Source organism: Achromobacter sp. FW305-C-30-7 (genome assembly GCF_058783105.1).
In genome coordinates this window covers 259,763-273,035 of sequence record NZ_JBYSYI010000007.1, presented here as the reverse complement: position 1 = coordinate 273,035, position 13,273 = coordinate 259,763, and the positions used below count along the sequence as shown (strand labels likewise).

Annotated in this window: 11 protein-coding genes; 3 read left to right on the top strand and 8 right to left on the bottom strand. The window is 64.9% G+C overall.

The genetic code is table 11. The features are described 5' to 3' along the window. Window positions 1-3: 3 nt before the first annotated feature. The 8 genes from AC3WOB_RS23145 to AC3WOB_RS23110 all read right to left on the bottom strand — a co-directional run bounded on the left by AC3WOB_RS23145 (window position 4) and on the right by AC3WOB_RS23110 (window position 8,139). Window positions 4-906, bottom strand: a complete 903-nt coding sequence (locus AC3WOB_RS23145) for a glycosyltransferase family 2 protein (protein ID WP_013395113.1) — start codon at window positions 904-906, stop codon at window positions 4-6. A 20-nt stretch (window positions 907-926) separates the two neighbouring features. After that, entirely contained in the window at window positions 927-2,243 is a 1,317-nt protein-coding gene (locus AC3WOB_RS23140; protein WP_013395112.1) for a lipopolysaccharide biosynthesis protein, read from the bottom strand. Between the two features lie 38 nt (window positions 2,244-2,281). After that, on the bottom strand, window positions 2,282-3,235 hold the full coding sequence (locus AC3WOB_RS23135) for a GDP-L-fucose synthase family protein (RefSeq protein ID WP_013395111.1): 954 nt from the start codon (window positions 3,233-3,235) through the stop codon (window positions 2,282-2,284). A 6-nt stretch (window positions 3,236-3,241) separates the two neighbouring features. After that, a complete protein-coding gene (gmd, locus tag AC3WOB_RS23130; protein ID WP_013395110.1) occupies window positions 3,242-4,351 on the bottom strand; it encodes a GDP-mannose 4,6-dehydratase in 1,110 nt (369 codons plus the stop codon). 10 nt (window positions 4,352-4,361) lie between these two features. Continuing rightward, entirely contained in the window at window positions 4,362-4,724 is a 363-nt protein-coding gene (locus AC3WOB_RS23125) for a VanZ family protein (protein ID WP_013395109.1), read from the bottom strand. 61 nt (window positions 4,725-4,785) lie between these two features. Then, window positions 4,786-6,216 carry a mannose-1-phosphate guanylyltransferase/mannose-6-phosphate isomerase gene (locus AC3WOB_RS23120; protein WP_492276292.1) on the bottom strand — a complete coding sequence of 477 codons (1,431 nt, stop codon included), beginning with the start codon at window positions 6,214-6,216 and terminating at the stop codon, window positions 4,786-4,788. 5 nt (window positions 6,217-6,221) lie between these two features. Next, window positions 6,222-6,740 carry a GDP-mannose mannosyl hydrolase gene (locus tag AC3WOB_RS23115; RefSeq protein ID WP_080551086.1) on the bottom strand — a complete coding sequence of 173 codons (519 nt, stop codon included), beginning with the start codon at window positions 6,738-6,740 and terminating at the stop codon, window positions 6,222-6,224. After that, complete coding sequence (locus tag AC3WOB_RS23110; protein WP_013395106.1) at window positions 6,730-8,139, bottom strand: undecaprenyl-phosphate glucose phosphotransferase; 1,410 nt, start codon at window positions 8,137-8,139, stop codon at window positions 6,730-6,732. Before AC3WOB_RS23110 ends, AC3WOB_RS23115 begins: the two co-directional genes overlap by 11 nt. A gap of 242 nt (window positions 8,140-8,381) precedes the next feature. On the opposite strand from AC3WOB_RS23110, the gene AC3WOB_RS23105 reads away from it, so the two are divergent. The 3 genes from AC3WOB_RS23105 (at window position 8,382) to AC3WOB_RS23095 (ending at window position 13,266) form a co-directional block, all read left to right on the top strand. Next, window positions 8,382-9,518 (top strand): polysaccharide biosynthesis/export family protein, encoded by a 1,137-nt coding sequence (locus AC3WOB_RS23105; RefSeq protein WP_041654095.1) that lies wholly within the window; start codon window positions 8,382-8,384, stop codon window positions 9,516-9,518. Between the two features lie 62 nt (window positions 9,519-9,580). Beyond that, window positions 9,581-11,842 carry a GNVR domain-containing protein gene (locus tag AC3WOB_RS23100; RefSeq protein ID WP_013395104.1) on the top strand — a complete coding sequence of 754 codons (2,262 nt, stop codon included), beginning with the start codon at window positions 9,581-9,583 and terminating at the stop codon, window positions 11,840-11,842. A gap of 20 nt (window positions 11,843-11,862) precedes the next feature. Next, window positions 11,863-13,266 carry a phosphomannomutase/phosphoglucomutase gene (locus tag AC3WOB_RS23095; RefSeq protein WP_013395103.1) on the top strand — a complete coding sequence of 468 codons (1,404 nt, stop codon included), beginning with the start codon at window positions 11,863-11,865 and terminating at the stop codon, window positions 13,264-13,266. Window positions 13,267-13,273: the final 7 nt, after the last annotated feature.

Sequence of the window (13,273 nt, the reverse complement as noted above, 5' to 3'; positions counted from 1 at the left end):
GCGCTAGTGCGAAGCCCAGTCGTCGCGTCCGAATATCTTGGTGGTCAGCTTTTCGAACAGATAGGACAGGTCTCCTTGGCGCGCATGCGCGGCCACCTTGGACGCGCGGCAGGACAGCTCGAACAGCTTGCCCAGGCCCGGTTCCGTGCGGCGGATGCGCGTGACGATCTGCTCGCGCTCCTCCAGCAGCACGTCCTGCATCAGCGCCGTCTTGGTTTCGTCATGGGCGGTGTACACGCCCATGGCGTCCGGCACGATCAGGTTCTTGCCTTCACGCAGTAACCGGCTCCAGAGTTCCAGGTCCATGCAGTAGCGCATGCTCTCCTGCAGCAGTCCGTACTTCTGCAGCAGGTCGCGGCGGAAGATCGCCGACTGGTTCGGGATGGACGCCTTCACTACTGTCAGCGTGCCGCGATTGACCGGGGTGTAATGGATCTTGCGGAAGATCTTGTTGTCGGCATCCGCGACGAACAGATTGCCGCTGACGATGGGCGCGCGTCCCTTTGACGCAGCCGCGCCCAGCTTGCGCAAGGCGCCGGGGAAGTACAGGTCGTCGGAGTTCTGCCAGCCCACGTAATCGCCGGTGGCGCGTTCGAAGCCCTTGTTGATGGCATGCGACTGGCCGCGGTCCGGCGTGCTTTCCCAGTAGGTCAGATAGCGCTCGTACTTGCGGATGATGTCCACGCTGCCGTCGGTGGAGCCGCCATCGATGATGATGTACTCCAGCCGCGGATAGCCCTGGTTCAGCACGGACAGGATGGTGCGTTCCAGGAAGCGGGCCTGGTTGAACGAGGGTGTCACGATGGTCACTTTCGGCAACAGGCTGCCGGCAATCGGCGCCGGCGGCCGCAACTCGCGGACGAAGTCGATGAGCTGACGTGAATACTCGTTATGACGCTTGCGCATGTAGGACCTCAGCATGTGAGTTAACGGGTGGCCGCAGGCAAGGCGCCCGGAAAGTCGGGCCGGGATTGACGGATGGCGAGGGCCACGCCGGCCAGCGTGATCGCCGCGTAGGCCATGCGGCCCCAGGCCGCGGCGTGCTCGCCCGCCGCGTGTACCAAGCCCGCCATGACGCACAGCATCGCCAGGCCGCCCAGGCCGTTCAGGATGGCGACCGCGCGGGAATTGCCGAGCCCGAGCAGCGAGAAGTGCGCGGCGGCGTTCAGGGACAGCAGCCCCGAGGCCACGATGAGCAATCGGAAGGTGCCCAGATGGCCGCTGGCGACGTTGTCCCCCAGCAGCAGGTTCAAGAGCGGATGGCTGACCGCCAGCACTGCCAGCGTGGCGCTGGCCGACAGCACCAGGTTCCACAGCATCATGCGGCGGATCTCGTGTTCGACCGCGCCAGGGTAGGGCGGCGAAACCGACAGGCGGGTGACGCGCGGCATGGCCTTCTGGAAGATGGCGACCGACGCGGTATGGATGATCTGGCCGACCTGCACGCCGACCGTGTAGATCGCGAGCGCCGCCGGCCCCATGAGGCTGCCGACCAGCACCCGGTCCACCGAGCCGAAGGCCAGGGCGCTCAGGCTGTTCAGCCAGGACCAGCGGGAGAACTTGAAGGCGTCCATCATGGCGCCGCGGTCGCGCACCGGGCGCACCAGGATGCGGCCATAGGCGCGCGCGAACACGCGCATCTTCACGCTGCCTGCCACCAGCAGCCCCAGCGCCTGCGCCAGTCCGGTCCAGGTCGGCGAGGCCGTCAGCCAGGCCGTGGCGCAGGCCAGCGCCATGGTGCCGGTGCGGCTGAAGACTTCGCATAGCGCCGTGGCGCGGAAGTCCTCGCGGCCCTTCAGGCAGCCTGAGAACAGCTGGTCATATTGCTGCGTCAGGTAGATGGCCAGCGCGGGCATGGCCAGCATGGTCACTGCCACGCCGCCGAAGGTCGCCTCTGGCCAGCCCAGGCCCACGACGCCCCACAGCAGCACCGCGGCCAGGGTCACGACCGCCAGCGCGCAGCCGATCAGCGACATGCTCACGCCGGCTGCGCGATAGGCGCCGCCCGGCTCGTGCATGCGCTCCGATACCAGCTTGGTCGCGGTCACGGCCGCGCCCAGGTTGGCGGCGTTGCCGAAGCCGGCCAGGGCGATGATCATGGAGTACTGGCCGAAGCCCACGGTCCCCAGCTGCCGGAACAGGATGGGCAGGGCCACCAGCGCCGCGACCGGGCCGATGCCATACTCCACCAGCCCCCAGAAGGAGGCATTGCCGGCGACATGTTTCCTGAGGAATCCGAGCATGGCTGGGGCCTGTAGGCATAAGGGTTCTGGCGAGGCCGTCAGGCCACGGGCAGCGCATGCTGGGTGCGTTCACGCAGGAAATGCCCGTAGGCCAGCGTGATGCCATGCGTCAGCGAGATCTCCGGTTTCCAGCCCAGCGCCTGCACGCGGGCCGAGTCCATCAGCTTGCGCGGCGTGCCGTCGGGCTTGCTGCTGTCGTAGACGATATTGCCTTCGTAGCCGACGACGCGGGCCACCAGCCTGGCCAGGTCGGCGATCGAGATGTCCTGCCCGGCGCCGATGTTGTACATGCCTTCGGCTTGCGGATGCTCCATCAGCATGACGCAGGCCTGGGCCAGGTCGTCCACGTACAGGAACTCGCGCAGCGGCGCGCCGGTGCCCCAGATCGACACGCTTTCCTGGCCGGCTTCCCGGCCTTCGTGGAACTTGCGGATCAGCGCGGGCAGCACATGGCTGCTTTGCAGGTCGTAGTTGTCATGCTGGCCATACAGATTGGTCGGCATGGCGCAGATGAAGCGCGCGCCGAATTCGCGCTGGTAAGCCTCGCACAGCTTCAAGCCCGCGATCTTGGCGATGGCGTAAGGTTCGTTGGTGGCTTCCAGCGGCCCCGTCAGCAAGGCGTCCTCGCGGATCGGTTGCGGAGCTTCGCGCGGGTAGATGCATGACGAACCCAGAAACAGCAGCTTGCGCACTCCGGCCGCATAGGCGGCGCGGATCACGTTGCACTGGATCATCAGGTTCTTGTACAGGAACTCCACCGGATGCGTCTGGTTGGCCAGGATGCCCCCGACCTTGGCCGCGGCCAGGTACACCACGTCGACCGGGGTGGTCGAGAAGAAGCGGTTGACCTGGTTCTGGTTCTCCAGATCCAGCTCGTCCCGGCCGCGGGTCAGCACGTTGCGGTAGCCGCGGCGCTGCAGTTCGCGGGTGATCGCGGCGCCCACCATGCCGCGATGGCCCGCGACGAAGACGCGTTGCTCCAGGTTCGTCATGTCGTGCTACTCCTTGTAGGCGTAGATTTCGTAGCCGTTCTGCTCGACCAGGGCATCGCGCCGCGCGTCGCGCAGATCGCTTTCGACCATTTCCTTGACCAGTTGCGCGAACGAGGTGCGGGGCGACCATCCCAGCTTTTCGCGCGCCTTGGTCGGGTCGCCCAGCAGGGTTTCCACTTCCGTCGGACGGAAGTAGCGCGGATCGACTCGGACGATGACCTGGCCCGGCTTGATGTCGTGGACTGGAGAGAACAGCACGGTGGCGGTCTCTTCCAGGCCTTCGCCTTCCCAGGCCAGCAGGATGCCCAGCTCGCGCGCCGCCGTATTGATGAATTCGCGCACGCTGTACTGCATGCCGGTGGCGATGACGTAGTCCTCGGGCGTGTCCTGTTGCAGCATCAGCCACTGCATTTCGACGTAGTCGCGGGCATGGCCCCAGTCGCGTAGCGCGGACAGGTTGCCCAGGTACAGGCATTCCTGCAGGCCGAGCACGATGCGGGCCAGGCCGCGGGTGATCTTGCGCGTGACGAAGGTCTCGCCGCGCTTGGGCGATTCGTGGTTGAACAGGATGCCGTTGCAGGCATACATGCCATAGGCTTCGCGGTAGTTCACGCTGATCCAGTAGGCGTACAGCTTGGCCGCCGCATACGGGCTGCGCGGGTAGAACGGCGTGGTTTCCTTCTGCGGCGTTTCCTGCACCAGGCCATACAGCTCGGAGGTGGAGGCCTGATAGAAACGGGCCTTGTTTTCCAGCTTCAGGATACGGATGGCTTCCAGCAGGCGCAGGGTGCCCAGGCCGTCGGCGTTGGCCGTGTATTCGGGTTCCTCGAACGAGACGCCGACATGGCTTTGGGCGGCCAGGTTGTAGATCTCGTCGGGCTGCACCGACTGCACGATGCGGATCAGGCTGCAAGAGTCGGTCATATCGCCGTGATGCAGCACGAAATTGCGGGGCTGGTCATGCGGATCCTGGTACAGATGGTCGATCCGCGCGGTATTGAACAGCGAAGCGCGCCGCTTGATGCCGTGGACCTCATAGCCCTTGGCCAGCAGAAACTCCGCCAGATAGGCCCCGTCTTGGCCAGTAACGCCGGTAATCAGTGCCCGTTTTGGCATGGTTGTATCCTTAAGACTTAGTGACTGCACGAAAGGAGCCGAAGGCTGCGGTACCAATGTGCAATGAGATTACTGTTGCACCAGCCGCGGAGATATCGGCCAAAAGGTCTAATAAATCAGCCTGTCGATACGGAAAAAAGGACTGGATTGCTTCATCCAAAGCGCCCAGGGCCGCCACCCCCAGCAGGGCCGTCAGTCCGGGACGCCGGTTGACCGAGAAATAGATCAAGGTGGTCAGGAAGGCGTAAGCCGCAAGATGCAGGCGCTTGTCCCCAAAGGCGTCCGACATCTCGGCGGCCAGGCCCGGCAGGTTGCCCACCGTGACCAGCACGGCGAAGAACAGGCCAGCAAAGGGCAGGCAGATCCGCGCCATGCCTGGCCTGAAGAAAGACTCCTTCTCGGAGGCAGGCAAGCGCGCGCGGCGTGGAGGCTCCTCACACTCGGCCATACATGTCCTGGAATCTGACGATGTCGTCCTCGCCCAGGTAGGCCCCCGATTGAACCTCGATGATTTCCAGCGGGATCTTTCCAGGGTTCTCCAGGCTGTGGATCTCGCCCAGGGGGATGTAAGTCGACTGGTTTTCGGTCAGCAGGTACTGCTTGTCGCCGTTGTAGATGCGCGCCGTGCCCGACACCACGATCCAGTGTTCCGCGCGGTGGTGGTGCATCTGCGAGGACAGGCGCGCCCCGGGCTTCACCGTGATGCGCTTGACCTGGTAGCGCGGACCCTGGCCCACCGAGTCATAGGATCCCCAGGGCCGCTGCACCTCGCGGTGATGGTTGAGCTCCGAGCGGTGCTGCGTCTTGAAGATCTCGACCAGCCGCTTGACGTCCTGCGAGCGCGATTTGTGCGCCACCAGTACGGCGTCGGCGGTTTCGATCACGACGATGTCGTCCAGGCCCACCGAGGCGACCAGCCGGCTGGTGGAGTGGATCAGGCAGTTGCGCGAATCCTCCACCATGACGTCGCCGGTGGTGGAGTTGCCTTCCTCCGTCTTCTGGGCGATACCCCAGACCGCGTCCCAGGCGCCGACGTCGCTCCACGAGGCGGCCAGGGGGATAACCACGGCGCTGTCGGTACGCTCCATGATGGCGTAGTCCATGGAATCGCTGGGGCAGGCTTCGAACGACGGTCCGTCCAGGTGGAACAGCGCATTCTCGCCATGGCCGATGGCCACCGCCGCCTGCACCTGTTCCAGCATCTTGGGCGCCAGGCGCGCCATTTCCGAAAGGAACACCGAGGCCTGGAAGGCGAACATGCCGCTGTTCCAGTAATAGCCGCCATCCTCGATGAAACGTTGAGCGACCTCGGGCGAGGGTTTTTCGACGAAGCGGCGTACCCGGCGCGCGGGCGCCATGACGCCGGGGTCGTCCGCCTGGATATAGCCATAGCCGCTAAGCGGCGCGGTGGGCTTGATCCCGAACGTCACCAGCGCGCCCTGCAGGGCGGCCCGGTAGGCTTCGGCGAAGGCGGCGCGCAGCACCTCGCCGTCTTCCAGCACGTGATCCGAGGGCATGATGAGCATGACCGGATCCTCGCCGTCGCGCATGGCGCGCAGGGTGGCAGCGGCGATGGCTGGCGCCGTGTTGCGGGCGAACGGCTCCAGGATCACTTCCACGTCCTTGATGTCCAGCTCCAGCGCCTGCTCCGCCGCGATGTAGCGGTGCGCGTCGTTGCATACCAGGGTAGGCCGGGCCTCGGCGCCGGCCGAGCCCAGCCGCAGCAGGGTGTTCTGCAGCAGGCTGCGGTCATCGGTCAAACGGATGAACTGCTTCGGCAGCAGTTCGCGCGACAGCGGCCACAGGCGCGAGCCTGAACCGCCGCAGAGTATGACTGCCCGGTACGGGGGAGGGGGGTTGGTCATGGCGCTCACTCCTTGAAGTAGGCCTGGGTGTAGGGGTGCACGCCGGGATCGGCGGCGATGGCCCGGGCAGGCTGCCAGCGGTAGCTGCGGTGCTGGGCCTGGGGCAGGCTGGAAATGTCCAAAGAAAGCTCGGCCTCGTAGGCGAGGACGACGTAATGGGTGGAGCGTCCGGCTTCACCCGCAAAATTGGTGCCGTAGAAGTGCTCGTACACGCCGCGCGGAGTCCAGGCCAGTTCGTTGACCGGGATGCCCAACTCTTCGCGGGCGATGCGGCGCAGCGCGTCGTGCAGGGTCTCGTTCTTGCGGATGCGCCCGCCCGGCACGAACCAGGCGCCCTGGGCCGGAGGATTGGCGCGCAGGCCGGTCAGGTAGCGGCCCGCGGCGTCGCGCAGCAGCAGGTCGATGGAAACCAGCGGCAACATTTCGACCGCCTGGCGGAATTCCGCCTGCGCCAGTACGCCGCCGGCGGCCGCGGCCCGTTGCCGCCCGGATCGTTCGGGCCATCCCAAGGGTCTAGTAGACATTGCGGCCCGTCCATCCCGATACCGCCGTGCGGGCGATGATCTGCAGGTCCATCCTGAACGTCCAGTGCTGGATGTAATAAATGTCGTACTCGATGCGGTCGCTCATCTTGCGCAGCGTGTCCGTCTGTCCGCGCAGGCCGTTGACCTGCGCCCAGCCGGTGATGCCGGGTTTGACGCGGTGGCGCATCATGTAGCGCTGGACCAGGTCCTTGTACATTTCGTTGTGCTCCAGCGCGTGCGGGCGCGGGCCCACCACCGACATGTCGCCCATCAGCACGTTCAGGAATTGGGGCAGCTCGTCCAGGCTGGTGCGCCTGAGGAAGCCGCCGATGCGCGTGATGCGCGCGTCGTTGCGGGTCGCCTGGGTGACCACGCCGTGCTCCTGGTGCACCGTCATGGTGCGGAACTTGTAGACGTGGAAGACCTTGCCGTCCACGCCCAGCCGCGGCTGGGTGAAGAACACCGGGCCGCGCGAGGTCGCCTTGACCAGGAAAGCCACCGTCAGCATGACCGGCGACAGCCCGATCAGCGCGCAGAAGGCAAAGCTGCGGTCGAAGATCTCCTTGGCCCAGCCTCGCACGCCAGCGGCGGGCAGGCTGTTGAGCTGTATCGCGGGCAGGCCCAGGAACTCCCCGATGCGATGCCCCAGTAGCTGGATCGACATGACGTCGGGAATCCAGCGGATATCCACCAGGTCGTTGCGCAGGTGATAGAGGACTTCGCGCAGTTCCTGGCCCGCCTCCATCGGCAGCACGATCCAGATCTCGCGGACGGTGTGCTCATGCACGAAGGCATGCAGTTCGTCCAGGTCATGCAGGCGGCGGACTTGCGGCGGCAGGTTTTCATGGGGTTCGGCGTAGATGCCCGCCACTTCGTAGCCCGCGCCGCGGTATTGCTCGACGCGGCGCCACAGGTCGTGGCCCAGCGCGCCGAAGCCCACCAGCAGCACGCGCTTGCGGTCCAGGCCGCGGTCGCGCGCGGCGCCCAGCACCGCGTAGACCGCAATGCGTAAGCCGGCCAAGGTCAGCGCCGACATGCCGAACCACGTAGCCGCCCATACGCGGGATATCGCCGCGGTCTGGTGCATGAGAAAACTGATGCAGATGCCCAGCGCGAACACCAGCGCCCACGCCGCCAGGCTGCGCACCACCAGGTCGGTGAGCAGGCGGCCGCGCCAGGAGACATACAGGCGGAAGGCCGGAAAGATGGCAACGACGCCGAGGCCGCACAGATATACAAGGAACAGATGGATTTGCGGAGGATCCGCCAAGGCATCGTCCGAGAATTTCAAGCCGGTGGCAGTCAGGCCGCAGGTGATGACGATCGCGGCATCGAGCAAGCGGTAGAGATAGCTTGCCCCGCTGAATCTAGACGACGTGTCCGTTTGGGACGGGTCCATCGCGCACTCCTGTTCGTGGGGAGCCGCTCTGCGTCGAGCAAAAACCGTGCACTGCCGCAAAGCTTGTGGCTACCGACAAAATCTTATTGAGTGCGCAACGCACCCGAAACCTCCAAACGATGTAGGAGAAGGCTTAGGACATCCGTCGAATGTGCGGGCCTAGGAAAAGAGAGTGGAATGTCGCAACCCGTTACGCATCGGGCTCACTCCAAGCAACGAAGTCATTCACAAGTGGATTTGCCATGACGACATTTTTCGGAACGTTGAGCCGAGGCATAGCAGCTATCGCGCTCGTGTCCTCGCTGGGCGCTTGCGCCTTGTCTCCCGGTATGACCTTTGACGCCAATCAGCTTGCGGATCCGCTGGATCCGAACTCCAAGGCAGTAATCAAGGAAATCACGCCGTCGCTGGTGCTGGAAGACCAGCGCGCGCGCCAGGCATTGCTCGACAACGAAGGCGTCGACAAGCTCTACGGCAAGTCCGGGCCGTACCTGATCGGGCCGGGCGACATCCTCTCGATCGTAGTGTGGGATCACCCTGAACTCGTCCTTCCGACGCAAACCTACGCCATCGGGACAGGGGTCACGGAATTAGCCATTGGGGATACTGCCTCGGGCATTCCGGGCTATACGGTTTCATCCACTGGATATATCCAATTTCCGTATGCGGGATTGCTGAAAGTGGCCGGGTTGACGGAACTTCAGGCGCGCAATCTCATAGTGAATAGTTCAGGCAAATACATCCAGGATCCGCAGATCACCGTACGCGTTCTGGGATATCGCAGCAAGCGTGTTTACGTGGATGGCGAGGTCAAGACGCCGGGCGCAATTGCGATCAACGATATTCCGATGACCCTGTTGGAAGCCATCAACAGGGCCGGCGGCATTCTGCCGACCGGAGACCGCAGCGCAGTCTATGTGATCCGGGATGGCCGCCGCACTCGCGTGAACGTGCCCGCGCTGATCGAGCGTGGCCAGGACTTGAATCAAGTGCTGCTGAAGTCGGGCGACATCGTGAGGGTCACGCCGCGCGACGACAGCAAGGTTTTCGTGATGGGCGAGGTGACCTTGCCCACCGCGGCAGTGATGCGTGACGGACGCATGTCATTGACCGAGGCGTTGGGCTTGGCCGGAGGACCGAACCAGCTGACCTCGAACCCGTCGCAAATATTCGTTGTGCGCAGCACTGAGCAAGCGACGCCGCTGGTGTTCCACCTGAACGCCGGCTCGCCGCAGACTCTTGCGGTGGCGGAGAAGTTCGAGTTGCAACCCAAAGATGTTGTGTTCGTGGACACGGCCGGCTTGGTGCGGTGGAACCGCTTCATCAGCAACCTGTTCCCGAGCGCCCAGACCGTACAGACCGTGAAAGCCATAGATTAGTCCGCCTTAAACCACGCCTGGGGACGCCGCGACCGCGGCGGCGTCTTCTCTTGGAGAGCTGCATGTCGTTGCCCATCGAATCGTTCGAGCCGTCCGTGCCGGCTCGCCAGCAGGAAACTCCGTTGTCGTCCCATGTGGACGCCATCTTCTCCAACCGGTGGATGATCATTGCGATCACTCTGCTCGCATTACTGGGGGCGCTCACTTACGTGATGATCACGCCCAAGGTGTATTCGGCCGACATCATCGTGCAGGTGGAAGAGGAAATGCCCCAGGGGCAGAGCCGCAGCCTGCTGGGGGATGTTTCCTCCATGTTCGATACCAAGGCGGAGACCTCGGGCGAAATGGAAGTGCTGCGCTCGCGCATGGTGGTCGGGCCCGCGGTCGACAAGTTCCTGCTGTACATCCAGGCCAAGCCGCGCTATTTCCCCGTGATCGGCGAATGGCTGGCGCAGCGCTATGAAAGCCTGCCGTACCCGTCGAGCTTTCCGCGCGGCGGCTACGCCTGGGGCGGCGAAGCCATCGCGATTTCGCAGCTGGACGTGCCCAACGAATGGCTGGGCAAGCCGTTTCGCGTGACCACGCTGGGCGAAGGACGCTACACGCTGAGCGACAAGTTCACCGGCGCCACGTTCAACGGCACGGTGGGCAAGCCCGAGCATTTCAGGCTGCCTGGCGGCGGCGCCATGGACGTGCATATCGATGCGCTGACGGGACGCCCCGGCACCGAGTTCACCGTGTCGCGCAGCTCGCGCCTGGCCGCCATCGAGGACGTGCAGGGGCGCCTGGGCATCTTCGAGCGCGGCCGCACCTCGGGTGTGATCGGCGTCACGCTGGAAGGCAATGATCCCGCGCTGACCACCGCCGTGCTCAACCAGATCGGCCAGGAGTACGTGCAGCAAAACGTCAACCGCAAGTCGGCGCAGGCCGAGAAGTCGCTGGTGTTCCTCGAACAGCAGCTGCCGGTGCTCAAGGGCGAGCTGGACGCGGCCGAGACCAAGTACAACTCCTTGCGCAACAAGCGCGGCACCATCGACCTGAGCGAAGAGGCCAAGCTGATCCTCGCGCAGTCGGTGGACGCGCAGACCAAGGTGATGGAGCTGCGCTCCAAGCGCCAGGAAATGATCACGCGCTTTGCGCCGACCCACCCCAGCATCGTGGCATTGGACCGCCAGATCGCCGGCCTGACCGGGGACGTGAACCGCATCGGCAACAACATCCGCCAACTGCCCGACCTGGAACAGGACGTGGTGCGCCTGGTGCGCGACGTGCGCGTCAACACCGAGCTCTACACGGCGCTGCTCAACAACGCCCAGCAGCTGCGCCTGATCCGCGCCGGCAAGGTGGGCAACGTGCGCATCTTGGACTCGGCGGTGCAGCCCGACAAGCCGGTGCGTCCCAAGGCCGCCATCATCATCGGCGTCGCAACCGCCTTCGGCCTGATCTTCGGCATGCTGTGCGCCTTTGTGCGCAACGCCTTGTTCGGCGGCCTGTCCGAACCCGACGACGTCGAGCGCCATACCGGCCTGCCGGTGCTGGCCGCCATTCCGTACAGCGACATACAGGACAAGCTGTGGCGGCGCAGCCGGCGCAAGAATGCCAGCGTGCCCGCGCTGCTGGCCCAGAGCCAGGGCAATGCGCCGCCCATCGAAAGCCTGAGGTCGTTCCGCAACGTGCTGCAGGCGTCGCTGCGCCAGTCGGCCAACAACATGGTCATGTTCACCGGGCCGGTGGCGGGCGTGGGAAAGTCCTTCCTGTCGGCCAACTTCGCCTTCATCCAGGGCGGCGTGGGCAAGCGCGTGCTGCTGATCGACGCTGACTTCCGCAAGGGCCAGCTCAACCGCTACTTCGGCGTGCCCAAGGAAGACGGCCTGTTCGAGGTCCTGTCGGGAACGATCCCGCTGACCCAGGTGCGCAAGCACAGCGTGTCCGAAGGCGTGGACTTCATCGCCACCGGTGCGGTCACCTTCGATCCTTCCGAACTGCTGGCCTCGCCGGTGTTCGGCGAAACCCTGCGCGAACTGGCATCGCAGTACGACATGGTGATCCTGGACACGGCGCCCGTGCTGTCGTCGCCGGACGCGGCCGTGGTCGGCACGCATGCGGCCGCGGTGATGGTGGTGGTGCGCTCGGGCATGAACACGGTAGGTGAAATCCGCGAGACGGCCAAGCGCCTGATCCAGGCCGGCGCGCCCGTGGATGGCGTGCTTTTCAACGGTCTCAAGCTCATGCCGGAACGCTTCGGCTTCCGGTCCAAGTACGGTAGTTATCGCTACTCCCGTGCGGCGTATTACGGCGATTTCAAACAGAACGGCCCTAAATAACGCCACCCGGAGAAACTGGCATGCACGGAACTTTTGGCTGGGATACCCCGCAAATTCTGGATGCGGTTTTCAAGGCTTATGACATACGCGGCACGGTGCCGGAAGAGATCGACGCGCGGTTCGCGCACAGCCTGGGCATGGCGGCGGGGACCCAGGCCCGCGAACTGGGGGCGCGGTCCATCGTGGTGGGCAGGGATGGCAGGCTGAGCAGCGTCGAGCTGGCGGCCGCCTTGCAGGCCGGCTTGCGTTCGGCGGGCATGCACGTCATCGATATCGGCATGGCGACCACGCCGATGGTGTATTTCGCGACCCGCCTGATGGACACCGGCGCGGGCATCGCGGTCACGGGCAGCCACAATCCGCCCGCGCACAACGGCTTCAAGATCGTGCTGGACGGCGCCTCGCTGTACGGCGAGGGCATCACCGCGCTGCGCGACGCGATGCGGCTGCCGATCGAGTCGGCCAGCGCCTCGGGCGGACGCACGCAGATGCAGATCATGCCCTGCTACACGGCGCGCCTGATGGGCGACATCCGCATGGCGCGGCCGATGAAGATCGCCATCGATTGCGGTAACGGCGTGGCCGGCGCGGCGGCGCCGGCGCTGTTCCGCGCCCTGGGCTGCGAAGTGGTCGAACTGTTCTGCGAAGTCGACGGTTCGTTCCCGGGCCATCATCCGGACCCGGCCGATCCGCAGAACCTGCAGGACCTGATCTATTGCCTGCGCTATTCCGACTGCGAGGTCGGCCTGGCGTTCGACGGCGACGGCGACCGCCTCGGCGTGGTGACCAAGACGGGGCAGATCATCTGGCCGGATCGCCTGCTGATCCTGCTGGCGCGCGATGTGTTGGCGCGCAACCCGGGCGCCGAGATCCTGTACGACGTCAAATGCAGCCGCCATGTGGCGCGCGCGATCACGGAAGCCGGCGGCAAGGCCACCATGTGCAGGACCGGGCATTCGCTGATCAAGGCCAAGATGCGCGAGACCGGCGCGCAGCTGGCGGGCGAGATGAGCGGCCACATCTTTTTCAAGGAGCGCTGGTACGGCTTCGACGATGGCATCTACGCGGCCGCCCGGCTGCTGGAGATCCTGTCCGGGGCGCCGGATCCGTCGGCCCTGCTGGAGAGCCTGCCGCAGTCTTGCGCCACGCCTGAAATCAAGCTGGAAACCGCCGAAGGCGAACAGTTCGACCTGGTGGAAGCGCTGCGCGCGCAGGGGCAGTTTCCCGGCGCGCAGTCCATCAACGATCTGGACGGCATCCGGGTGGATTACGCCGACGGCTTCGGCCTGGCGCGTCCGTCCAACACCACGCCGACGGTGGTATTGCGTTTTGAAGGGGACACCGTGGCCGCTCTGGCCCGTATCGAGGAGGATTTCCGCAACGCGTTCCGGCGCATTGCCCCTCATGTTCGTTTACCGTTTTAAGGAGCAT

Coding starts and splice junctions, on each gene's coding strand:
- AC3WOB_RS23110 (WP_013395106.1), bottom strand. CDS start 8,139: ATGGACCCGTCCCAAACGGACACGTCGTCTAGATTCAGCGGGGCAAGC.
- gmd (WP_013395110.1), bottom strand. CDS start 4,351: ATGCCAAAACGGGCACTGATTACCGGCGTTACTGGCCAAGACGGGGCC.
- AC3WOB_RS23120 (WP_492276292.1), bottom strand. CDS start 6,216: ATGACCAACCCCCCTCCCCCGTACCGGGCAGTCATACTCTGCGGCGGT.
- AC3WOB_RS23100 (WP_013395104.1), top strand. CDS start 9,581: ATGTCGTTGCCCATCGAATCGTTCGAGCCGTCCGTGCCGGCTCGCCAG.
- AC3WOB_RS23145 (WP_013395113.1), bottom strand. CDS start 906: ATGCGCAAGCGTCATAACGAGTATTCACGTCAGCTCATCGACTTCGTC.
- AC3WOB_RS23125 (WP_013395109.1), bottom strand. CDS start 4,724: ATGGCGCGGATCTGCCTGCCCTTTGCTGGCCTGTTCTTCGCCGTGCTG.
- AC3WOB_RS23115 (WP_080551086.1), bottom strand. CDS start 6,740: ATGTCTACTAGACCCTTGGGATGGCCCGAACGATCCGGGCGGCAACGG.
- AC3WOB_RS23140 (WP_013395112.1), bottom strand. CDS start 2,243: ATGCTCGGATTCCTCAGGAAACATGTCGCCGGCAATGCCTCCTTCTGG.
- AC3WOB_RS23095 (WP_013395103.1), top strand. CDS start 11,863: ATGCACGGAACTTTTGGCTGGGATACCCCGCAAATTCTGGATGCGGTT.
- AC3WOB_RS23135 (WP_013395111.1), bottom strand. CDS start 3,235: ATGACGAACCTGGAGCAACGCGTCTTCGTCGCGGGCCATCGCGGCATG.
- AC3WOB_RS23105 (WP_041654095.1), top strand. CDS start 8,382: ATGACGACATTTTTCGGAACGTTGAGCCGAGGCATAGCAGCTATCGCG.